Consider the following 20,354-nt stretch of genomic DNA (forward strand, 5'->3'; position numbering starts at 1 on the left):
AGGCTCCATGAACGTGACGCGCGTGCTACGGCGACGGCCTGCAACTACTGAGTTCGGTAGCGGGGCGTAGCCTAAAAAGCGGTTTGTAAAGCTGTCAGCCTTCAGCCATCAGCTTTCAGCCAAGGACAAAAAGCTGACAAGCTGAGAGCGTAGGCCTGCGGAGCAGGCCGAAGCGGGCTGATCGCTGATGGCGCGGTTTTCGGAAGCGATTAGCTTCCGAAAACCGCTCTAAGCTGGGGCTTCTCCGCGGCCCAGCCACTCGTCCCTGCGCTCCTTGAGCCAGGTAGTGCGGAGTCTGTTCGCGGCGATCCTGGCCGGCATGTCCTCGGGTTTTAGTTCTTCGAGGGGTTTGTAGACCGTGTTGCCGCCGCTCATCAGGGCCACGAGGCCCAGTTTGGCCTGCGTCTGGTCGTGGGCGGCGAGCTTTTGCAGCGCCGCCGGGAGCTCGCCCGGCAGCGGCGCGCCGAGGTGCCTGGCGAGCTGGCCGTCCTGGCGCAGTTTGATCTCTCGCCGCTCCGTCTCCATGAACTCGTGCCAGAGCGCTACCTGATCCGCGGCCTTCTGCCTCTTCGATTCCTCCCGCTTGCGCGCGAGCTCTTCCAGCTTCTCGACGTCTTCCCAGGCCTCGTCAAGACTGAGACGGCCCCCTTCGCCGTCCCGATCCTCCCCGCCCAGCCCCGGGCTTCTCTCTTCCAGATCGCTATTTCCGTTTAGCTTCAACGAAACCCTTCTCTCGTTCACGACCCCGAACCGCCTCGAAAAGACGACCGGGCCCGCCTGTTTGATTGGTGGGTAAAGCCATCCAGCCCCAGCGCGAGGCAGGCGACTTTCCATTAAATACACATTGTATCATGCCTGCCGCCGATGGACGGGGCGGGGCCGGCGCGGACCCCACCATCGGCCCGCGGCGCGGTCGTGGGGGCGGGGGTTAGGGAAGCGCCTCCCCGATTGGGAGTACGATCCCTTCCGTCAGCACGAACTCGGGAGGGGATGCGACGAACCACGAGATAAAGTCCGCGACCCGCTCCGGCGGGAGTACCTGGGTTGCGGGGGCTTTGGCGGTATCTTTTTGTTGGCGCTCCTCGGGGGAGAAGGCGCCCCAGTTCGTCGCCATCGCGCCGGGGTAGAGGATTATCGCGCGGATGCCGTGCTCCCTCCCCTCGTCGGCCAGGGCCTCGGTGAGGCCCGTAAGCCCAAACTTGGAGGCGCAGTAGGCTGCGGCGTTTGCCCAGCCCTTCTTGCCCGCCACCGAGGAGACGTTGACTATCGTGCCGCCACCAGCTTCGCGCATACGCGGGAAGGCCGCCCTGGCGAGTAAGAACGGCGCCCGCAGGTTCACGGAGAGCGTCCGGTCCCACCCCGCGGCGTCGAGGTCCTCCACCGGCCCGGGCGCGTCGGTGCCGGCCGCGTTTACGAGCACGTCCAGGCGGCCGAACTCGTCGACCGTCCGCGCGACGGCGGCCCCTGTCTCGCCCTCGTCCGCGAGATCGGTGGGCACGACCAGCGCCCGGGCGCCGGTCGCGGAGATCTCGCGCGCCGCCCCCTTCAGCTCCTCCTCGCTCCTGGCGACCAGGGAGACGTCCGCCCCGGCGCGGGCGAGTGAGACCGCCGTCGCCCGCCCGAGTCCGCTGCTGGCCCCCGTGACCAACGCCGCCCGGCCCTTCAGCCCGCCCTCTCCGTCCGCCCCGACCATGCTCCACCATCCTCTCTCCGATGCCCGCCCTGCAAGTCCAAGAAGGGAGAGCATGGCAGGTACCATCGCCCGCTGCCAGTCGGGGGGTTCCGGGGCGGCCATTCGGCCGGGGGGGTATGATCTCCGCGGGCCGACGGTTGCTTGGTCCTGAACTCGAATAGGGCATCGGAGGTGGGGCGTGCGGGAGATGAACGCCGAAGAGTACAGAGACTTCTTGCTTGGCCGAGCCCGCACGGCGAAGCTGGCGACCGTGCGGGCCGACGGGCGCCCGCACGTTGCCCCGGTCTGGTACGACCTCGACGGCGAGACTTTCGTCTTTATGACCGGCGAGGGCACGGTGAAGGGAAGAAACATGCGGCGGGAGCCCCGCGTGAGCCTGTGTATCGACGACGAGAGGCCGCCCTTCCACTTCGTCATCGTGGAAGGCATCGCGGAGTTGACCGAGGGCGACCCGGACCTGCTCCGCTGGGCGACGAGCATCGGGGGCCGCTACATGGGCGAGGACCAGGCCGAGGCCTTCGGCCGCCGCAACGCCGTTCCGGGGGAGTTGCTCGTGCGCGTCAGGCCAACGAAGGTGCTCGCGTACATGAACATCGCCGACTGAAATGCCGGACGGTGCGTTATGATCCCGGGATCATGAACGACGCGACCGGAGAGCGGGATATCGACGCCAGGGAGTTGCTGAGATCCGCCCTCGCGACGCCGCTCGAAGGCTGGCGCGAGGTTTACGAGAGCTTCTCGCCCGTCAACCTCGAGACGGGGGAGAGGCTTGGGCGGGTCCCGCCGCCGAACGGGGAGACCCGGCGGGCCGCGGTGCTCGTTCCCGTCCTTCTGGAACCCGACGGTTTGCACCTGGTATACACGGTTCGGAAGAGCCACCTGCAGGACCACGCCGGCCAGATCTCTTTCCCCGGCGGCAGCATGGACCCTGCCGACACCTCGCTGATGGAGACAGCCCTGCGGGAGGCCGAGGAGGAGATAGACCTGAGCCGGGAGCTCGTCGAGATCGTCGGCGAGCTCGAAGAGATGTATATTCCCCTTCGAACTTCCGGGTAAGCCCTTTCGTAGGGCTTCTGCCCCCGGAAGCCGAGCTGGTCCTCGCCCCCGACGAGGTAGAGGAGATCTTCACGGTCTCCGTGGAGGAGCTTCTCGCCCCCAAGACCTTTCGTAAGGTCCTCTGGCGCCGCGACGGACGCGACTACGAGGTGCCCGTCTTCGCCGTCGAGGGGCCGCGTGAGATCTGGGGCGCCACCGCCGCCATGACCGCGGCACTGCTCGTCCGCCTGGGATGGGACGGGTACCGGGTGTAGAGCTTTCAGCCGTCAGCTTTTAGCAGGGGCGAGTAGGCTGGAGTGGTTTTTCTGAGTTGATCCTGGTCTGGCTGTGTGTGCGGGGTCCCATTTCGCGGTATGGGGGTCTGGTAGGTTTCTTTTTCGTGTCTTCCGCTGAGGGAACAGGGCCGGAACGCAAGGTCTACAAGGACCACAACCTGCACGTGCTCTGGGGGGTTACCCTGATGGCGGTGCTCGGGGTATCGAGCGTGACGCCTGCGTTTCCTGCCATTTCCCGGGAGTTCGGGATCTCGGGCGGGCAGGTCGGGTTGCTTATTACCGTCTTTACGCTCCCGGGTATCGTGCTTACGCCGGTGCTCGGGGTGCTCTCGGACCGGTACGGGCGGAAGAAGATCCTGGTCCCGGCCCTGCTCCTCTTTGGGGTGGCGGGGGGTGCTTGCGTCTTTGCCCGCGACTTCCAGCTCTTGCTCGTCTTACGCGCTTTTCAGGGTATGGGGGCCGCGGCCCTGGGCACCTTGAACGTTACCGTGATCGGGGACATCTACGGCGGGCGCGAGCGCTCGGCGGCGCTGGGCTACAACTCCAGCGTCCTCTCCGTTGGGACCGCGAGTTATCCGGCCGTTGGTGGCGTGCTCGCGACGTTCGGGTGGTTCTACCCCTTTGCGCTGCCGGTGATCGCGGTCCCCATCGCCGTGGTCGTGCTCTTCTCGCTGCGCAACCCCGAGCCGCTGAACGAGCAGGGCCTCAAGGAGTACTTCGGGAGCGTGTGGGGGCACCTGCGCGACAGGGAGGTGCTCGGCCTGATCGGGGCCTCCCTCATGACTTTCATCATCCTCTTCGGACCACAACTCTCCTACCTCCCGATCCTGATGAACGACCGGTTCGACGCGCCCTCCTACGTCATCGGCGCCGTCCTCTCCGGCGCCTCCCTGACCACAGCCCTCGTCTCCTCCCAACTCGGCCGCCTGACGGGCCGCTTCGACGAAAAGACCCTCCTCAAGACGTCGTTTTCCCTGTACGCCATAGCCCTCGCGGCCGTCGCCACAGCTCCCACGCTCTCCCTCCTGCTCGTCCCTGCCGTCCTCTTCGGCGTCGCCCAGGGGATCAACCTCCCCAACGTCTTCTCCCTCCTCAACTCCCACGCCCCCAATGAGAACCGCGGCGCCTTCATGGCGACGAACGGCATGTCCCTGCGCACCGGCCAGACCATAGGCCCCCTCTTGATGGCCTCCCTGGCCGGAACCCTCGGCGTTACCAACGCCTACCTCGCCTCCGCCGCCATAGCACTCGCCGCCTTCCTGCTCGTCCTCGCCTTCGTCCGCTAGACCCCTACCTGCTCCCGACGCTTGCCCCAGACACGCGTATCTGCTAACTTACAATGTAAATATACGGTGTAAGTCAAAGGTGGTTTTTGGGGAGGTGGTCGGTGTGGGGTGTTTGGAAGGGGGAGGCGCGGTGTACGTCCGCCATCGGTTGGACGCGTCTTTGGGCGACGTCTTGTTCGGGGCCGCGGCGTGCGCGGGGGTGTGGGGGCGGGACGGGCTCGTGGCACGGGCGCTGGCGTCGTGCGGGGCCGGGAGGGATGGGCTGGTCTGCCTCTCGGTGCGGACGGGGTGGGATTTGTGGCTGGGGGCGTCGGGGTTGGGGGAGGGTGATGAGGTTTTGGCCTCGGCCATCACGCATCCGGAGATGGGGCGCATTGCCCGGTTGCGAGGCTTGCGGGTCGTTCCCGTGGACCTCGATCCGGCGACGCTCGCGCCCGGAGTCGGGGCGTTGGAGGCGTCGGTCTCGGCGCGTACCCGGGTAGTATTGGTGGCGCACCTGTTCGGGGGGAGGCTGGATCTCGGGCCGGTCTCCCGGTTCTGCGGGGAGCACGGGTTATCGTTGGTCGAGGATTGCGCACAGGCCTTCGCAGGGCCTGGCGAGGTGGGACATCCTGAGGCCGACGTGTCCATGTACAGCTTCGGGACGCTAAAGACGGCCACCGCCTTCGGGGGCGCCGTGTTGCGGGTGCGGGACGGCGAGGTGCTCGGTCGGATGCGAGAGATCGAGGCAGACTACCCGGTCCAGACCCGGCGCGAGTACGCGGGCAGGCTGCTCAAGGGGATTCTTCTACTTGGTGCTTCCAGGCCCGGGGTGTACGGGTTCCTGATCCGGGCTTGCGCGCGCCTCGGTTTGGACCTCGATGGCCTGGTGGACGTGGCGACGAAGTCCCACGCTGTCGGGGTGCCGGACGGGGAGTTGCTCCGTCGGATCAGGCGCAGGCCTTGCGCGCCCCTGATCTCACTCCTCCTGCGTCGTCTGCGGCGTTTCGACCGCGGCAGGCTCGCCGCCCGAACCGCGGCGGGCGAACGCCTCTCGGACGCGCTCGGGCCTTACGTCATGCGGCCCGGGTCCGGCTCCCTCGGACGGACGCACTGGATCTTCCCCGTGGTGGTTCATGACCCGGATGAACTGGTAGAGGGCTTGCGGAGACGAGGTTTCGATGCCAGCCGGGCGACCAGCAGCATCGTCGCCCTTAGCCCGCCGGACGGGGCTCCCGAGCCCTTCGAGGCCGCGCGCATGATGGCCGGGATCGTCTTCCTCCCGGCGCCGATAGGGCTTCCTGAAAAAGAGATGGGCCGGCTCGCATCTGTCGTCAACGGGCTCGCCGTCCCGCGGCGCGACGCCGGAAGGTTGTTGGCATGACCGGCGGTTCGCGGGACGAGGCGCTGGAGCGGCTCGGCGCGGGCGTGTTCGACCTGCTCGTGATCGGGGGCGGCATCGCGGGCTGCCGGACGGCTTACGAGGCGGCGCGGGCGGGCCTGCGCGTGGCGCTCGTAGACGCCGGGGACTTCGCGGGCGCCACCTCCGGCTCCTCGGCCCGCCTCGTACACGGAGGGTTACGCTATCTTGGGAGGGGGGATCTTCGTCTGGTGCGAGCCGCCTCCGTGGAGAGGAACATTCTCTGCTCGCGCGTCGCGCCGCACCTCATGCACCCGTTACCGTTCGTGGCGGCTACCGGCAAAGAAATCTTCCGCGGGACGGGGATCATGGCTGGACTCTCGCTCTACGCCGCGGTCGGCGGACGGGGTTGGCCTCGCCCCAGGGCCATCGCGGGTCAACAGGCAGGTAGGCTCGTACCCCGGATCCAGGATAGCGCGGTAGTCCCCCGCGCGGTCTTCCACGAGGCCAGAACCGACGATGGCCGTCTCACCCTCGCCACCGTGAAGGCGGCTAGAGGAGCGGGGGCCGTGGTTGCAAACTACTTGCGGGTGGTGGACCTCGCCGTGATCCCGGAAGGCGTCTCCGAAGCCATTATGTCCGGGCCCGAGGGCGAATTGCGGGCCCGGTTCAGGGCCGTCGTCAACGCGACGGGACCGTGGATGGACGCGCTCCGCCGGCTGGAGGACCCTCGCGCCGAACCCGCGACCCGGTTGAGCAAGGGCGTCCACGTAGTACTCCGTTCGCGAGAGGCGTGGAGGGCCGCCGTTGCCGTCTCCTTCCGCGACGGGGGCCACCTCTACGCGATACCGCACGACGACATGGTCCTGGTCGGCACCACGGACGACGAGTACGCCGAAGAACCCGGCCGCGTTGGACCGGAGGCCGTAGACATCGCCCGCGTGCTCGAGCGGGCCTCCGCTTTTCTGCCCGACGACATGCTCCGCCCCGGGGCGGTTGCCTCCGCGTATGCCGGCCTTCGCGTCCTCCCGCTCGGTGCGGGGGCGACCATCTCGGCGGGCCGGGATCACCTCCTCAGCGTCGGTCCCGGAGGGATGGTCTCCGTGGCCGGCGGAAAGCTGACGACCCACCGCCGCATCGCCATCGACGCTCTCCGTCTCCTACCCTCGCACGTCCGCCCACGCAACCCGCGCGCCTGCGACGCGCCGCTCCCCGGTTCCTTACCGGCCAACGTCCGGGCGCGCCCGGACCCGGAGAACCCCGTCCTGCGCCACCTCTCCCGCGTCTACGGACATGAGGCAGCAATGGTCCTCTCCCGCGCCGCGCGTCTACCCGGCGGACTCGAACGCATATCCCCGCAAGGACCGGACGTCTGGGCGCAGGTCCACCATGCCGTCGCGGAGGAGTGGGCACTCACCGTCGAGGACGTGGTCCGGCGGCGGACCACCCTCGCCCTGCGCGGGCTCGACACGCCCGAGGTTCGGGCCGGGATCTCCGCTGCGATCTCCGCCCCCGACCGCAGCCCGCTACCTTCCGGCCGCACCGCTTGACCGGCGTTCGAGCATCGAAACCGACCCTGTCCTCGTTCCAATGGCCGGGATCGCCGGGCCGGCTTTGCCAGGGGCCCGTAGCGGCACCCGTTAATGAGATGTAACAAGATGGGGTGGTTTTGCACCAGTCAGCGCAAGTTATCCACAAGATGTTGTGGATAAAGCGAGGCGAACGGTGGATAAGTGCATCACGTGTAACAAGGCCTTAACTAAGGCAATAACGTACTTGACTCACCAAAACGTGGTATAATGCACTCATAGACGGAAAAAGCCAGCCGAAAACCCTCATAGAAGCCATCCGGTTCTTCTCGGATCTGGACGTTGCAACCGCGTACTTCGCCAAGCTCCGTTGGCCAGAAGGCCCGGTTTGCCCGAAATGCGATGGCAAGGACCACTACCACCTGAAGACCCGCAGGGTGTGGAAGTGCAAGGCCTGCAAGAAGCAGTTCTCGGCCAAGGTCGGCACGGTCTTTGAGGACTCCCCGATAGGCTTGGACAAGTGGCTCCCCGCCGTGTGGTTGATCGTCAACGCGAAGAACGGCGTAAGCTCCTACGAGATCGCCCGCAGCCTGGGCGTTACCCAAAAAACCGCGTGGTTCATGATGCACCGCATACGGCTCGCCATGCAGACCGGCACCTTCGAGAAGCTTTCGGGCGAGATAGAGGCCGACGAGACCTTCGTCGGCGGGCTTGAGAAGTTCAAGCACGAGTCCAAGAAGCGCAAGCGGGGGCGCGGCTACAACGGCAAGACCGCCGTTATGGGCCTCGTGGGTAGGGACGGAGAGGCGAGGGCCAAGGTCATCCCGAACACCGCGAAAAGTACGCTTCACGGCGGGGTCAGGGAGAACGTCGAGCGCGGCTCGACGGTCATAACGGACGCCCTCTACTCCTACCGGGGCTTGCAGGGCGAGTACACGCACGAGTGGGTTGACCACGCCATCGAGTACGTTCGCGGGAACATCCACACGAACAAGACGGAGAACTTCTGGAGCCTCTTGAAGCGCACCCTAAAGGGAACCTACGTCCAGGTGGAACCCGAACACCTCTCGCGCTACCTGGACGAGCAGACCTTCCGGTTCAACAACCGCGAAGGCAAGGATGCGGATAGGTTCGCAAAGGCGCTCGGAAACGTGGCGGGGCGGCGGCTCACCTACGACGAACTGACAGGCAAGACCGAGTAGGGGTTCGCCTAGAGGAAGGCTTAGCTGCCCGAACCCCCGCCGGGGTTCTGCGGCGGGGGTTGGCCGGGGAAGTAGTGGCCCGCTATGTAACCCCCCAAGGCGGTGATAAATGGGGCGAAGTACTTCACTAGCTCGAATGCGTTGTTCCAAGGTTCATTACTTCGCAACGCTCCGACAGCTCCCACACCCAGGACAGCAAGAAACAAGGCGAAGAATCCGATAATGAGTGCCCTGCGTGTTCGTTCTCGGGAGCGTTCCGGGTCTCTTGTTGCAATCTGCTCGACCGCTTCTCCTACCCCCGAAACGTCAACGTTGACCTTGACGGGCGGCGCAGAAGGAGAGGCCCCCGCGTCCGACGCGGGGGCCTCTCCTGATTCCTGCATAGCTTCTTGCCTTGGGGGCGGCGGATCGCCAGGGTTACCGGCCACTACGGACGGACGATCTCCTGAGGACGCCCGCTATTGCGCTCGACAAGCACATGCCCGCCGCTATCCACGGTGTCCTGGTACCACTTCTCGAAGGCTATAGCATCACGCAGCACCTCGGAGATGCTCTTGCCCCTACGCTCCGCTATTTCCGTAAGGACCTTGTAGGCATCAGGAGAGAAATTGGCATTCACGCGCACCCTCTGACCGCTTTCACGGGTCCTGCTCTCGACGGTCTCGGCCATGTTGCTCTCCTCTCTCGGTGCCGGTTTCGTGTGGTAGGGCACCTAGTATATGAGGCGTTTGTGTACCTCATATGAGTAAATCATACACCTAGGCGGTTTCCGGTACCACCTAGGCGGTACCGGAGAGCTGCGAATCCTCTATCAGCTTCTTGTAGGGCAGCGTTTCGGCTAGCCCACTGCCCCCGGGTAGAGGGTTACCGGGGGGACACCGCCAAGATACACTACATAAAGTGTAGAACACTAGGCACAAGGGTAACAACAGCGGCGGACCTTGTGGATGCACTACGGGACGCTACGAAGCGGGAGATGATGGCGGAACGACGGTCGGATCCAGTATGGACGCAGATTATGGCCGATATAGGCCAGAGTCACCAGACGCGCCAGGAAATCTACGCCGGACTGGAAGTCGAACTTGGCAAGCCCGTGGTAACGCTTTTTACCAGCTTCGTCAACGCGGCTCCCCTTGCGGATGCGGACGCCGACATGCTGGAAGGCGTCTTGCAAAACATGGACCTGTCGGAAGGTTTTGTGTTGGCGATAAATTCGCCTGGCGGCAGCGGATTAGCCGCAGAGCGGATCATCAACATTTGCCGTGGCTACAGCGGTACCGGCGAATACCAAGCCTTCGTGCCCAACAAGGCGAAGTCTGCCGCAACGATGGTGTGTCTCGGCGCGAGCCAGATTTTCATGGGGCCTAGCTCGGAGTTAGGCCCCGTGGACCCGCAGTTGACCGATGCCCAGACGGGGCAATGGTTTTCTGTCTACAACCTCGTTCAAAGCTACGACGATTTGTTCAAGCGAGCCGTGGAGGCAAATGGCAACTTGGAGCCCTACATTCAGCAGTTGGGGCGCTATGACGAACGAGAAATTCAGGAGCTTAGACAGGAACTTGCGTTATCGGAGGACATTGCGACCAGGACTCTTGCCAAGGGGATGATGGCGGGCATCTCCGAAAGTGACATAGGAGAACAGATAAAGGTCTTTCTAACCCCGGAGCGTACCAAAACGCACGGCAGACCGATTTACAGGGACGAGGCGTTGGAATGCGGTTTGGCGATAAAGCCGGTCGAGGTCAAGGAGAGGCTATGGGAACTCGCGTTTGAATTGTATCTTCGGGCGAACGTTTACGTGAGTACGAACGTAACAAAATGCGTGGAAACCAAAGACCACGCCTTCTTCGCGTAGCGGGAGGTAGCGATGAGCGAAGCAACGAAGCAAGAGCAGACGATGGAAAGACAGAGAAGATTCGAGCGGGCGCGTAAGAGTGTGCGCGATATGGAAGAAGCGGTCGAGCCATACACCGAGAGGCACGAGATCCGTGAAAGTTCGGAGCCGAGTCAGTGGCGCGATGCCTCGGATTACGAGCGGTCCCATTTCTTCCGCGACTTGAAGAAGGTGGTTAGGAAACTGCCCTCGAATCACCCTTCTCGATCCGGCTCAGGAGGGCGCTGAACATCCCTTACGGGTCTTCACGGTGCTAGAGGGAGAGGACTTGGGCTTGTAGCTTAGCCCGCCCGCTTCTCCCGTTCCCGCTTCTCTTTCTGCTCCCGCTCCCACTTGCGGCGTTCGGCGTCCACTTCCTCTTTCGGAACCTTCGCCAGCTTCTTCATGGTTTCCTCGAAGCGGTCGAATTCCTCGCTGCGTTCGTCCTCTTTGCGTTCTTGGTTCGGCTTCTCGTCCTGCACGTTAGCCAACCTTTCGGCGCGTTAGACGCGCTGTTGAATCGTTAGCCGTTCTGTTTACTCGCCAGACGTGCTGTCGCATTCTACTACGCTGTGTAGTACGGATGCCCACTACTTGCGTACCGGATGACCACTGGATGCGCACAACTTGTTCACCTCCATTTGCTGCTTGGTGAGCCAAGTACGTCATTGCCTTAACTAAAGCTACGTCGGGTGGGGGAGACGTGGGGATTGCGGGGTACGGGGAGAAAGGTGGAAATGGCTCTGTTCGGCTTTACAATTGGGAGGCCGAGGAGATCCGACAAGAGGTGAGAGAGTGATAACCGAAGAGCGCGTGCGGGACCAGCTCAGGAACGTGATAGACCCCGAGATCGGGATGGATTTGGTGGAGCTTGGTCTGATCTATGACGTGGGCGTCCATGACGAGGGCCGTCACGTAGACGTCACGTTCAGCCTCACGAGCCCGATGTGTCCCGTGGGGGACATGATCCAGGAGCAAGTCGAGACCGAGGCGCTCGCCATCGAGGGTGTGGAGACCGTCAACTCCCAGCTTACCTTCGACCCTATGTGGTCCCCGGAGATGATGAGCCCCGCCGCCAAGCTCTTTTTCGGCCGCTAACCTGATCGACCCGGCGCGAGACCCCGGGGTGCTGCACCTTCTCGGGTGCGGCGACCCGGTGATGGAAGACGTCGTGCGCCGCGTCGGGCCTTTAGGCTTCGAGGAGCGCCGCCGCGGGCGGCCGGACGACGCCTACGGGGCGCTCGTCCGCACCATCGTCGGCCAACAGCTCTCCACGAAGGCGGCCCGCAGCATCTACGCCCGCCTCACCGCGCTCTTCGGCGACCGCGCGCCGACGCCCTTCGAGTTGATCTCCACGGACGAAGACCTCCTGCGCGGCGCGGGCCTTTCCAGGCCCAAGATCCGGTACCTCCGCGACCTCGCGGACCACGTCCTCTCGGGCGGGCTGGACCTCGGCGCGTTGCAAGAACTCTCTGACGACGCCGTCGCGGCCAGGATCGTCGCCGTCAAGGGCCTCGGCCGGTGGAGCGCGGACATGTTTCTGATGTTCCACCTCGGCAGGGAGGACGTCCTGCCCGTGGGCGACCTCGGCATCCGGCGCGCGGTCGAGAAGGCTTACGACCTCCCCGACGCCCCGTCCCCGGACGCCCTTCGGGAGCTCGCCACACCCTGGCGGCCCCACCGGACCCTGGCGAGCCTCTACCTCTGGGAGTCGTTGGACAACAAACCGGCCGTGGAAGGCGCTTCGGCCTAGGACACCGGCACTTCCGGGTGCATTATGATGCTGCCATGCGAGTAAAAGGCTTTATGCTGGATCTCGACGGGACCCTCTACGTCGGCGCGGAGCCCGTGCCAGGCGCCCGCGAAGCGGTCACGGAACTCAAGGCCGCCGGCCTCGTCCTCCGCTACGTCACCAACACCACCCGAAAGCCGCGGAGGGCAGTCGCGGAGAACATGAGGGACCTCGGCTTCGAGGTGGACGGCGCCGAGATACTCACACCGGCGACAGCCGCGGCCGACTTTATAGGCGCCAGGAGTTGCCTGCCTCTCGTGGACGATTCGCTGCTCGAAGACCTCCCCGACATGACGACTTCCAGCGATTGCCCCGACTACGTCCTCATCGGTGACCTGGGAGAAGGTTTTACTTACGCCCGGCTCGACGCGGCGTTCCGTTGCCTGATGGAAGGGGCGGAGTTGATTGCCCTGCAGAAGAACCGTTACTGGCGGACCGGGACGGGGCTCTCGCTCGACGCGGGACCGTTCGTGGCCGCCCTGGAGTACGCGAGCGGCAAGCGGGCCACCGTGCTCGGCAAACCGCAGGCGGAGTTCTTCCGGCTCGCGCTCGAAGACATGAACCTCCAGGCGGCCGAGGTCGCGATGGTCGGCGACGATCCAGAGTCGGACGTTGCGGGGGCGAAGATGGCCGGGCTCTGGGGCGTGCAGGTCAGGACCGGGAAATGGACCCCCGACGTCGAGGCCGGTCGGGCGGATCTCACCCTCGACTCCGTCGCGGAACTACCCGCGGCCATCGGGTTGTGAGAGACTGGCCTGACGCCACGGAGGATGGGCCCTTGCGCCGAAGAAAAGTCTTCACCACGCTGGTCTTGACGGCGCTGATCGCCGCGGTCGTGGCCTGCGGAAGCAAAGAGGAAAATGCCTCGGAGCCTGCCCCCAAAAACCAGACCGTGTCTCCGGGAGACTTTGTCGACTACGAGGGACCACGGTCTCCCGGAGACTCCGAGTGGTTGCTCCGGTCTCTAAACGGCGACGGCGCTGCGGAGGGCTCGGATATCACGCTGAATCACCTCGGATACGACGGCAAGTTCGAGCTGAACGTGGAGGGCGGGTGCATCGGTTTCTTCCTTATGCACAAGCTGGAAGGTCGGCGTATACGCGCCGTCGAGCCGGGCCTGCAGGTCGGAAGGCTGGACTGCGGCAAACCCGAACAGGTGAAGCGGCAGGCCGAGAGCATCCTGGACATCATGCGGGATCTCGCCCGGGTCCGGGCGACGGAGGACCGCTTCGAGCTTACGAGCGCCTCCGGCGAAGTGGCCGTTTTCGTGCCCCGGCCCCGCGCAGGTGGACCCGGCGCTCGTTGGGACAGAGTGGTTTCTGATCTCCTTGCGGGGCAAGAAACCGCTCCCGAAACCCCGCCTGACGCTGGAGATCGGTAAGGAAGACGTCGGGGGTTCTCCGGTTGCAACAGTTTCGGCAGCGCGGTCGACAAGATGGACGACGGAGAGTTGGTGTGGTCGAGCGGTCCGAGCGACGGCTTTGCCAGCACAACGGTTGGATGCGGTGGTCCGCTGGCGCCGCAGGAACGAACGTACCAGAACGTAGTGGAGGCGGCGGAAGGCTACCGGCGCGACGGCGACCGGCTGGAGTTGCGCGACGCCGCCGGCAAGACGACCGCCGTGCTCGACCAGAAGACTCGGTCGACCTTCGATCCCGCGATGATCGAGAGTACCCGTTGGAGGGTCCGTGCCATTGACGGCAAGGCGCCCGGTACGGGATCTGTCCCCACCGTCGAGTTCGGTTCGGAGGGACAGGTCGCCTGGTACGACGGCTGCCTGCGACACAGCGGCACGTACAGGTTCACCGAATACGAGCTCGTGGCGAGCCGCAGGGGCCCGATGGAGGAGGAGTGCATGAAACCCGGGACCCGCGTGAACTTCCACCCCAGCGGCAACTACCGGACGCAAGACGGGCTGCTGGAGGTCCTGTACGAGGATGACGGAACGAAGACCATCCTCGAACCGCTCGCCAAAGACGCGGAGCTCAGCCGTGAAGGCACCCCGTGGGAGCTCGCGGCGTTCGTCGAGCAGGGCGTGACCACCCGAGCGGCCGGAGAGGCTCCGATCACGCTGACCTTCGACCGCGGCACCCTGCGAAGGGAGGGGGCCATCTACGGCTCCACCGGGTGCAACGATTACCGCGCCGCCTACGAGTACCCCACGGCCCGCAACACCTTCGAGCGTATCGTCGTCGCGGACCCCGTGTCGTACCCGCGCGAGTGTCCCGATACACGCGATCTCTCCGATGAGAACCGCTTCCTGGAGATCCTCGGCGATCTGGGCGAACATCCAGCCACCTCCGGAAACGGCCAACTGACGCTGGAGACGAAGGACGGCCGCAAACTCGTCTTCCGGCAAAGGAATAAGGAGAAAGGAACCCCGCGTGAAAGTGCAGGAGATATCCGTAAGCACCGATGAGCGTTACCAGCTGGTCTCGATCACGAGCGAGGTAAGAGAGGCCGTTAGAAACTCCGATGTCGATGAAGGAATCTGCGTGATCTCCTCGACCCACACCACGGCCGCCGTCACGGTCAACGAGGACTACGACAGGGACGTGCCGAGGGATCTCGCCGCCGCCTGCCGCGCCTTCCTGGAGAAGCTCGACGTCCGCTTCGATCACATGGAAGGCAACAGCGACTCCCACTTTCTCACCAGCCTCTTCGGCCAATCCCAGACCCTGCTCGTTCGGAATGGCGAGCCGGACCTCGGCCGCTGGCAGGGCGTCTTCCTCGCCGAATTCGACGGTCCCCGCCAGAGAACCGTCAGGGTAGCGGTTTATTAGCCGTCAGCGTTCAGCCGTCAGCCGTCAGTCCTTGTGGCGGTTCCCGCGCAAGCGCGCTACGTACGTGTCTTCTGTCGAGAGGAGGCACGAGCGAGGATGGGGGCGCCCGGTTTGTTCGCTGAAAGCTGAACGCTGACGGCTGACAGCTATCGCCCCTGTTTTGTTACGGTTGCCGGTTCGGTAGAATAACAGTCGGTTGGACGGTTCTTCTGGTTCCAATCTTGTCGGGCAGGTGGCAAACTTTTTGGAGGCTCGCGTGAACGGATTGGCGAAGGGCGGTCTGGCTTTGGGAGGGCTGGTCGTTGGTGTGGTGGGCCTCAAGAAGGCGCTCAACCCGCGGCCCCGGTACGCGCCGTGGGAGAAGCCGCCCTACGGCGAGTTCGAGAACAAGGTTCTCGTGGTCGGCGGCGGGTTCGGCGGCTACACGGTCGCGAAAGATATATGCAAGCTCACCGAACGCCGCGACGACGTCGGGGTGCTGGTGATCGCGAGGGACAACTTCTTCACGTTCTGGCCGATGGTGCCAGGTATCGTCAGCAGCGACATCGACGCGCGCAACGTGGCGCAGCCCTTGCGGCGGGCGCTCATCACCTCGGGGGCGAGCTTCCGGCGGGCGGAGGTCAAAACCGTGGACTACGAGCGCAAGGTCGTGGTTGCGGACGGCGGGATCGAGTTTCCGTTCGACCACCTCGTGATCTCCCTGGGCGGGCAGCCCAACTTCTTTGGGATACCGGGTGTGGAGGAGCACAGCCTCACGATGCGGGGTGTGGAGGACGCCGAGCGCATCCGCAACCGCGTGATAGAGCGGTTCGAGGAGGTCTCCCTCATCCGGGGCGAGGTGCCCGAGTCGAAGCTGACGTTCGTGGTGATAGGCGGTGGGGCCACGGGGGTCGAGACGGCGTCCGAGATCCACAGCCTCGTCCACGAGAGCCTCGCGCCCGACTACCCGAACATCGACCCGCACAGGGTCAGGATCTTCCTGCTCGAAGGGCTGCCGAACATCCTGCCGGAGCTGGACCCCGCCCTGCGCAAGGCCGCCCGCACGCGGCTCGTCAACGAGCGCATAGACGTACGGACGGGCGCCATGGCGACCGAGATCACCGAGAACTGCGTCCAACTCAAGAGCGGGGAGACGATCTCGACGGAGAACGTGATCTGGACGGCCGGCAACCGCCCGAACCAGGCGATCACGGACCTCGGTCTCCCCTACGACGAGCGGACCGGGATCAAGGTGGGACTCGACCTGCGCGTCGAGGGCCACGAAAACGTGTGGGCCATCGGCGACTGCGCCTCGGTGGCGGACAAGCGCCAGGACGACGGGAGGATCGTGCCCCCGACCGCCCAGGCCGCGATCCAGCAGGGCCACGTCGTCGCCCGCAACGTGCTGAAGAGCATAGACGGGGAGCCCGGCCTGGAGGAGTTCGAGTACAAGCCGCTCGGCCAGCTCGTCGAACTCGGCAGCGATTTCGCCGTCAACGAGGTGATGGGCGTCCGGTTCACGGGCCTGATCGCGGCCCTCTTCTGGAGGATGACATACCTGGTGCGCCTGAACAGCCCGCAGAGCAGGGCCCGCATAGCGGCCGACTGGCTCCTCGGCGCCGTCCTGCGGCCCGCCGTGACCCAGACCCGGGGTACCTCCAAGGAGTAGCCGCGGGTCTTGAGCCGTCGGCCCGGAAGTGCTACGTTAGTGCAGGGAAAGGCTTTTCCTCCCCTGACGCAGACGAAGGCCGGACTATGACGAACAGCATCGAGAAAACCGAGGCCGCATGACCCTCGCCAACCAGCTGACCCTGGTCAGGCTCGTGGCGGTCGTTCCCGTGATGGCGATGCTCTACCTGCCCTTCGACTGGGCGAGGTGGGCCGCTGTCGGGATCTACGTCGCGGCCATCCTGACCGACTACTTCGACGGGAAGCTCGCCAGGCGTTCCAACGAGGTCACGGGCTTCGGTAAGCTGATGGACTCCATAGCGGACAAGGCGCTTATCGTGTCGCTCTTCTTCGCCCTCGTCGGGGAGGGGTCGATGGCCTCGTGGATGGCCGCGGTCATGGTGATCCGCGAGTTCGCCGTCACGGGCCTGCGCATGGTCGCCCTGGAAGGCGGGGAGGTGATCGCCGCGAACAGTTGGGGCAAGGCGAAGATGAACGCCCAGAGCGTGGCGGTCTTCGTCCTGCTCGTCGGCATACCGGGGGCGGACGGCTGGCGGGGCGCCGTCTCGGTTATCGGCTGGTGGATGATGCTCGTCGCCGTCTTGTTGACGGTCCTCTCCGGCTGGTCTTACCTGAGGGACACGCCGCGCATACTCGCCATCACTTCGAAGCGGGATCAGCGCCTCTAAAAGCTGTAGAATCGTGCCCCGTATGGCGGAGCACATCGAAAAACGTCTCAAGCCGGCCGAGGTCGAGATGATCCTGCGCCGCGCATCCGAGCTGAACGCCCGCCGCTGGGAGGGGGTCTCCCAGGACGCGCCTTCGGTCTCTCCCGAGGTCCTCGTGCAGGTCGCCGCGGCGGCCGGCATCCCGGAACAGGAAGTCCGCCGCGCCATGTGGGACCTCTCCTCGGAGAAAACTGCGGAGCCCCACTCTTTCGCCTGGAAGGTCTACGGCCCCGCCCGGTTGCGCGCCGTGCGCGAGGTGCAACGCCCCGCCGGTCGAACGCGCGAACACCTCGAGGGCCTTCTGCGCCTGGAGCAGGGCCTCAAGGTCCGGCGCAAGACCGAGATGGAATCCCTCTGGGACCCCGGCGACGAGCTCGGCGTGGTGCGCCGGACCCTGGACTTCTCGGGCGACCGCACCCTCCTCAAGACCCGGAGCGTGGAGGTGAGGGTCGAGGCCGTCGAAGACGAACGGTGCGCCGCCAACGTCACCGCGGACATCGCCAACCAGCGCGCGGAGTACCTCTCCCTCGGCGGCATCCTGGGCGTAACGCTCGCCGCCCTCTTCGTCCTCGCGGGAATGCAGAACGGGATCTTTCTCCTCGGCGTCCTGCCCGCGCTCGCCGCCCCGGCCTTAGGGTTCAGGCTCGCCTACAGGCGGGCGGCCGTGGAGATCCGGCGCGCCCTCGACGACCTGCTAGACGCCGTCGAACAGGACCCTTCCAAAGAAGAACTACCCCCCGACCGCGGCGACCGGGAACCGGGCAGCATCAAGGGTCTCAAGCCGATCCCGCGCTTCACCTCCCCGCCGCGCGACGAGTAGCTATTAGCTGTCAGCCGTCAGCTTTCGGCTATTGGGGGAGTAACAGTTGCGGGGTAATCTAAAGCTGGCGTGGTTGTGGGACGATCATTTTTTGGACAGATGCGTTAGGGCGTGGCAGGAACGATGACGGTGTTTGGAGTTGACCGCTGAAAGCTGAAAGCTGATAGCCGTGCCGCAAGGCATACTCAAAGAGATCTTCGGCTTCGATTCGTTCCGTCCGGGACAGGAGGCCGTGATCCGGGCGGTCCTTGAAGGCCGGGACACGCTTGCCGTGATGCCGACGGGCGGCGGGAAGAGCCTCTGTTACCAGATCCCGGCGCTCATGCAGGAGAGCCTGACGGTTATCGTGTCGCCGCTTATCTCCCTGATGAAGGACCAGGTCGACTCGCTTTTGCAGAGCTCGGTCGCGGACGCTGCGGCCCTCCACTCCGGGCTCTCGCCGGAGGAGCGGTGGGAGGTCGAGCGGAGGGTTCGGACCGGGGAGATCCGGATGCTCTACGTCGCCCCGGAACGGCTGCGATCCCTCGAATTCGTCCTCTCCCTCCGGCGCGCCGGCGTCGGCCTCTTCGTCGTCGACGAGGCGCACTGTATAAGCGAGTGGGGCCACGACTTCAGGCCCGACTACCTGTTTTTGCCGCGCGCCGTAAAGGACCTCGGCAGCCCGCCGGTCCTCGCGCTCACGGCGACGGCCACCCCGCGGGTGAGGCAGGACATCCGGCGGTCCTTGAGGATGCGCGACCCGCACGTCGAGGTGACGAGCTTCAACCGGCCGAACCTTACCTACAGGGTGGTCCCGGCTGAGAAGAAGGAGAAGCTCGCCCGGATATTGGACGTTGTACGGACCTCTCCGCCGCCGGGGATCGTGTACGCCACCACCCGCAAGGAGTGCGACGAGCTGGCCGCCGAGCTGCGCTCCGCGGGCGTCGACGCCGCCTCTTACCACGCTGGTCTTGGGGCCGCGAAGCGTAACGAGGTGCAGGAGCGGTTCATGACCGACGAGGTTGGGGTCGTCGTCGCGACGATCGCCTTTGGGATGGGCGTGGACAAGCCCAACGTACGCTTCGTCGTCCACTCGTCCGTACCCGGCAGCCTTCCCGCCTACATCCAGGAGTCCGGCAGGGCCGGCAGGGATGGGGAGGACTCCGAGTGCGTCGTGCTCTTCCGCGGGGCCGACGTCGGGCGCCGCAAACGCCTGGTGACCCTGAACAGCTCGGGGGAGGACGAGGTCTCCTCGTTTTTTCGCGGGCTCACGGGGGTAGAGAGGGACGGCCGGGCCAACGTCCCCTTCAACTCGTTAGCCGCGCTCGGCGGGGTGGAGCAGGAGGCCGCCGGGATCGTGCTCGGAAGCCTCGAGAACGCGGGCCTGGTCTCCCGCGGCTACGACGTCTGGGCCGAGGTCGAGGTGCATCGGCTGGACGAAGAGCCGGGCGATCTGCGCGAGGAGGTCGCCGCAGTCCACGCGGCTTTGCCTGGAGCTGGATCTATCGGCCTGCCTGAGTTGTCCCGCAAGGTGGGGTTCCGGCCCGCGGTGGTACAGGGGGCCGTCTACAGGATGATGGTGGACGGGGTGGTCGAGGCGGTCCCGCGCGGTTCGCTCGTGGACGTGAGGCTAAAGGTCTCCTCGCTCGACGCGGAGAGCCGGCGGGATATCGCCTCCAGGCTAAAGGGCCGGGCCCAGGCGGCGTACGCCCAGATCCGGGACGTCGAATCCTACGCCACCCTGAACTCCTGCCGCCGCGAGCACCTCCTCCGCCACTTCGGCGACGCCGAAGAGGTGGCCCCCTGCTCCGGCTGCGACTTCTGCCTCGACGAGGTCAGCCAGCCCCCGAAGACGCCCGCCACCGTACTCGCCGCTTCGTCCAACGGGTCGAACCCGGACGTCGACGCCGACCTCTTCGAGCGGCTCAGGAGTTGGAGGGGGGAGAAGGCCAGGGAGCAAAAGGTGCCGGCCTACGTCGTCCTCCACAACTCGCACCTGGAGGAGATCTCGGCCCGCAAACCCCGCACCATCCAGGAACTCGGCGCCGTAAAAGGCGTGGGCCTCCGCCGCGCGGCCCGCTACGGCGAACAGCTTCTGGCCCTCGTAAACGGCGAGGAGCCCCCCGTCCAGCCCTCCGAACCGCCGCCAACCGTCACAGCGGCCACAAACGGCTACCGCCCGCACCTACTATCCGCAACCGAGCTGCTCCGATCAGGCAAAGGCGCCGAAGCCGTCCCCGAGCTCGCCCGCGCCCTCGAACTGGGCGGGGAGGAAGCGCGCCGGGCGGTCGATGACCTGCTCAAGCCCCCCAGCTAGAATGCTGACAAGCCGGCGAAGCCGGCGTGCCGTCG

General features: G+C 65.3%; 23 protein-coding genes and 1 pseudogene. 20 read left to right on the forward strand and 4 right to left on the reverse strand.

The window, feature by feature from the left end:
• Positions 1-228: 228 nt before the first annotated feature.
• Positions 229-741 carry a hypothetical protein gene (locus tag GBA63_RS08895; RefSeq protein WP_207957161.1) on the reverse strand — a complete coding sequence of 171 codons (513 nt, stop codon included), beginning with the start codon at positions 739-741 and terminating at the stop codon, positions 229-231.
• A 187-nt stretch (positions 742-928) separates the two neighbouring features.
• The gene (locus tag GBA63_RS08900; RefSeq protein ID WP_166175354.1) at positions 929-1,693 is read right to left on the reverse strand and encodes an SDR family oxidoreductase; all 765 of its coding nucleotides are present in this window, start codon (positions 1,691-1,693) and stop codon (positions 929-931) included.
• 187 nt (positions 1,694-1,880) lie between these two features.
• Between GBA63_RS08900 and GBA63_RS08905 the strand changes: the two genes are divergently transcribed.
• The 7 genes from GBA63_RS08905 (at position 1,881) to GBA63_RS08935 (ending at position 8,380) form a co-directional block, all read left to right on the forward strand.
• Positions 1,881-2,297, forward strand: a complete 417-nt coding sequence (locus tag GBA63_RS08905) for a PPOX class F420-dependent oxidoreductase (RefSeq protein ID WP_166179994.1) — start codon at positions 1,881-1,883, stop codon at positions 2,295-2,297.
• An 11-nt stretch (positions 2,298-2,308) separates the two neighbouring features.
• Positions 2,309-2,749, forward strand: coding sequence for an NUDIX hydrolase (locus GBA63_RS08910; RefSeq protein ID WP_166175356.1), 441 nt, complete (start codon positions 2,309-2,311; stop codon positions 2,747-2,749).
• An 80-nt stretch (positions 2,750-2,829) separates the two neighbouring features.
• Positions 2,830-3,003, forward strand: coding sequence for a hypothetical protein (locus GBA63_RS08915; protein WP_166175358.1), 174 nt, complete (start codon positions 2,830-2,832; stop codon positions 3,001-3,003).
• 125 nt (positions 3,004-3,128) lie between these two features.
• Positions 3,129-4,310, forward strand: a complete 1,182-nt coding sequence (locus GBA63_RS08920; protein WP_166175360.1) for an MFS transporter — start codon at positions 3,129-3,131, stop codon at positions 4,308-4,310.
• Between the two features lie 130 nt (positions 4,311-4,440).
• Positions 4,441-5,673: a DegT/DnrJ/EryC1/StrS family aminotransferase gene (locus GBA63_RS08925; protein ID WP_166175362.1), complete on the forward strand. Its 1,233-nt coding sequence runs from the start codon at positions 4,441-4,443 to the stop codon at positions 5,671-5,673.
• Positions 5,670-7,199 (forward strand): glycerol-3-phosphate dehydrogenase/oxidase, encoded by a 1,530-nt coding sequence (locus GBA63_RS08930; protein ID WP_166175364.1) that lies wholly within the window; start codon positions 5,670-5,672, stop codon positions 7,197-7,199. Before GBA63_RS08925 ends, GBA63_RS08930 begins: the two co-directional genes overlap by 4 nt.
• A 314-nt stretch (positions 7,200-7,513) precedes the next feature.
• The gene (locus tag GBA63_RS08935) at positions 7,514-8,380 is read left to right on the forward strand and encodes an IS1595 family transposase (RefSeq protein WP_228282505.1); all 867 of its coding nucleotides are present in this window, start codon (positions 7,514-7,516) and stop codon (positions 8,378-8,380) included.
• Positions 8,381-8,807: 427 nt separating this feature from the next.
• Here GBA63_RS08935 and GBA63_RS08940 read toward each other — a convergent pair whose 3' ends face one another.
• Positions 8,808-9,050: a ribbon-helix-helix protein, CopG family gene (locus GBA63_RS08940; RefSeq protein WP_166175366.1), complete on the reverse strand. Its 243-nt coding sequence runs from the start codon at positions 9,048-9,050 to the stop codon at positions 8,808-8,810.
• 348 nt (positions 9,051-9,398) lie between these two features.
• Between GBA63_RS08940 and GBA63_RS08945 the strand changes: the two genes are divergently transcribed.
• Entirely contained in the window at positions 9,399-10,235 is an 837-nt protein-coding gene (locus GBA63_RS08945; RefSeq protein ID WP_166175368.1) for an SDH family Clp fold serine proteinase, read from the forward strand.
• Positions 10,236-10,247: 12 nt separating this feature from the next.
• Positions 10,248-10,502 (forward strand): hypothetical protein, encoded by a 255-nt coding sequence (locus tag GBA63_RS08950; protein ID WP_166175370.1) that lies wholly within the window; start codon positions 10,248-10,250, stop codon positions 10,500-10,502.
• Between the two features lie 53 nt (positions 10,503-10,555).
• On the opposite strand, the gene GBA63_RS08955 is transcribed toward GBA63_RS08950, so the two are convergent.
• Positions 10,556-10,735, reverse strand: coding sequence for a hypothetical protein (locus GBA63_RS08955; protein ID WP_166175372.1), 180 nt, complete (start codon positions 10,733-10,735; stop codon positions 10,556-10,558).
• Positions 10,736-11,048: 313 nt separating this feature from the next.
• Here GBA63_RS08955 and GBA63_RS08960 point away from each other — a divergent pair, with 313 nt between their 5' ends.
• From GBA63_RS08960 to GBA63_RS09005, 11 genes and pseudogenes are all read left to right on the forward strand, one after another.
• The gene (locus GBA63_RS08960; RefSeq protein ID WP_166175374.1) at positions 11,049-11,351 is read left to right on the forward strand and encodes a metal-sulfur cluster assembly factor; all 303 of its coding nucleotides are present in this window, start codon (positions 11,049-11,051) and stop codon (positions 11,349-11,351) included.
• A gap of 28 nt (positions 11,352-11,379) precedes the next feature.
• The gene (locus tag GBA63_RS08965; protein WP_166175376.1) at positions 11,380-12,006 is read left to right on the forward strand and encodes a DNA-3-methyladenine glycosylase family protein; all 627 of its coding nucleotides are present in this window, start codon (positions 11,380-11,382) and stop codon (positions 12,004-12,006) included.
• A gap of 53 nt (positions 12,007-12,059) precedes the next feature.
• Positions 12,060-12,791 carry a TIGR01458 family HAD-type hydrolase gene (locus tag GBA63_RS08970; RefSeq protein WP_207957164.1) on the forward strand — a complete coding sequence of 244 codons (732 nt, stop codon included), beginning with the start codon at positions 12,060-12,062 and terminating at the stop codon, positions 12,789-12,791.
• Between the two features lie 32 nt (positions 12,792-12,823).
• The gene (locus GBA63_RS08975) at positions 12,824-13,426 is read left to right on the forward strand and encodes an META domain-containing protein (RefSeq protein ID WP_166175380.1); all 603 of its coding nucleotides are present in this window, start codon (positions 12,824-12,826) and stop codon (positions 13,424-13,426) included.
• A 15-nt stretch (positions 13,427-13,441) separates the two neighbouring features.
• Positions 13,442-13,657: pseudogene (locus GBA63_RS23950) on the forward strand (META domain-containing protein); the annotation flags it as partial.
• Positions 13,658-13,705: 48 nt separating this feature from the next.
• A complete protein-coding gene (locus GBA63_RS23955) occupies positions 13,706-14,464 on the forward strand; it encodes an META domain-containing protein (protein ID WP_407690835.1) in 759 nt (252 codons plus the stop codon).
• A complete protein-coding gene (locus GBA63_RS08985) occupies positions 14,430-14,828 on the forward strand; it encodes a secondary thiamine-phosphate synthase enzyme YjbQ (protein ID WP_166175384.1) in 399 nt (132 codons plus the stop codon). Before GBA63_RS23955 ends, GBA63_RS08985 begins: the two co-directional genes overlap by 35 nt.
• Before the next feature lie 256 nt (positions 14,829-15,084).
• Entirely contained in the window at positions 15,085-16,476 is a 1,392-nt protein-coding gene (locus GBA63_RS08990; RefSeq protein ID WP_228282384.1) for an NAD(P)/FAD-dependent oxidoreductase, read from the forward strand.
• 118 nt (positions 16,477-16,594) lie between these two features.
• The gene (pgsA, locus tag GBA63_RS08995; protein ID WP_166175386.1) at positions 16,595-17,164 is read left to right on the forward strand and encodes a CDP-diacylglycerol--glycerol-3-phosphate 3-phosphatidyltransferase; all 570 of its coding nucleotides are present in this window, start codon (positions 16,595-16,597) and stop codon (positions 17,162-17,164) included.
• Between the two features lie 13 nt (positions 17,165-17,177).
• Complete coding sequence (locus tag GBA63_RS09000; RefSeq protein ID WP_166175388.1) at positions 17,178-18,023, forward strand: hypothetical protein; 846 nt, start codon at positions 17,178-17,180, stop codon at positions 18,021-18,023.
• Between the two features lie 169 nt (positions 18,024-18,192).
• Positions 18,193-20,319: a RecQ family ATP-dependent DNA helicase gene (locus GBA63_RS09005; RefSeq protein ID WP_166175390.1), complete on the forward strand. Its 2,127-nt coding sequence runs from the start codon at positions 18,193-18,195 to the stop codon at positions 20,317-20,319.
• Positions 20,320-20,354: the final 35 nt, after the last annotated feature.

Origin of the sequence: Rubrobacter tropicus, from assembly GCF_011492945.1 — a bacterium.
GTDB lineage: Bacteria > Actinomycetota > Rubrobacteria > Rubrobacterales > Rubrobacteraceae > Rubrobacter_D > Rubrobacter_D tropicus.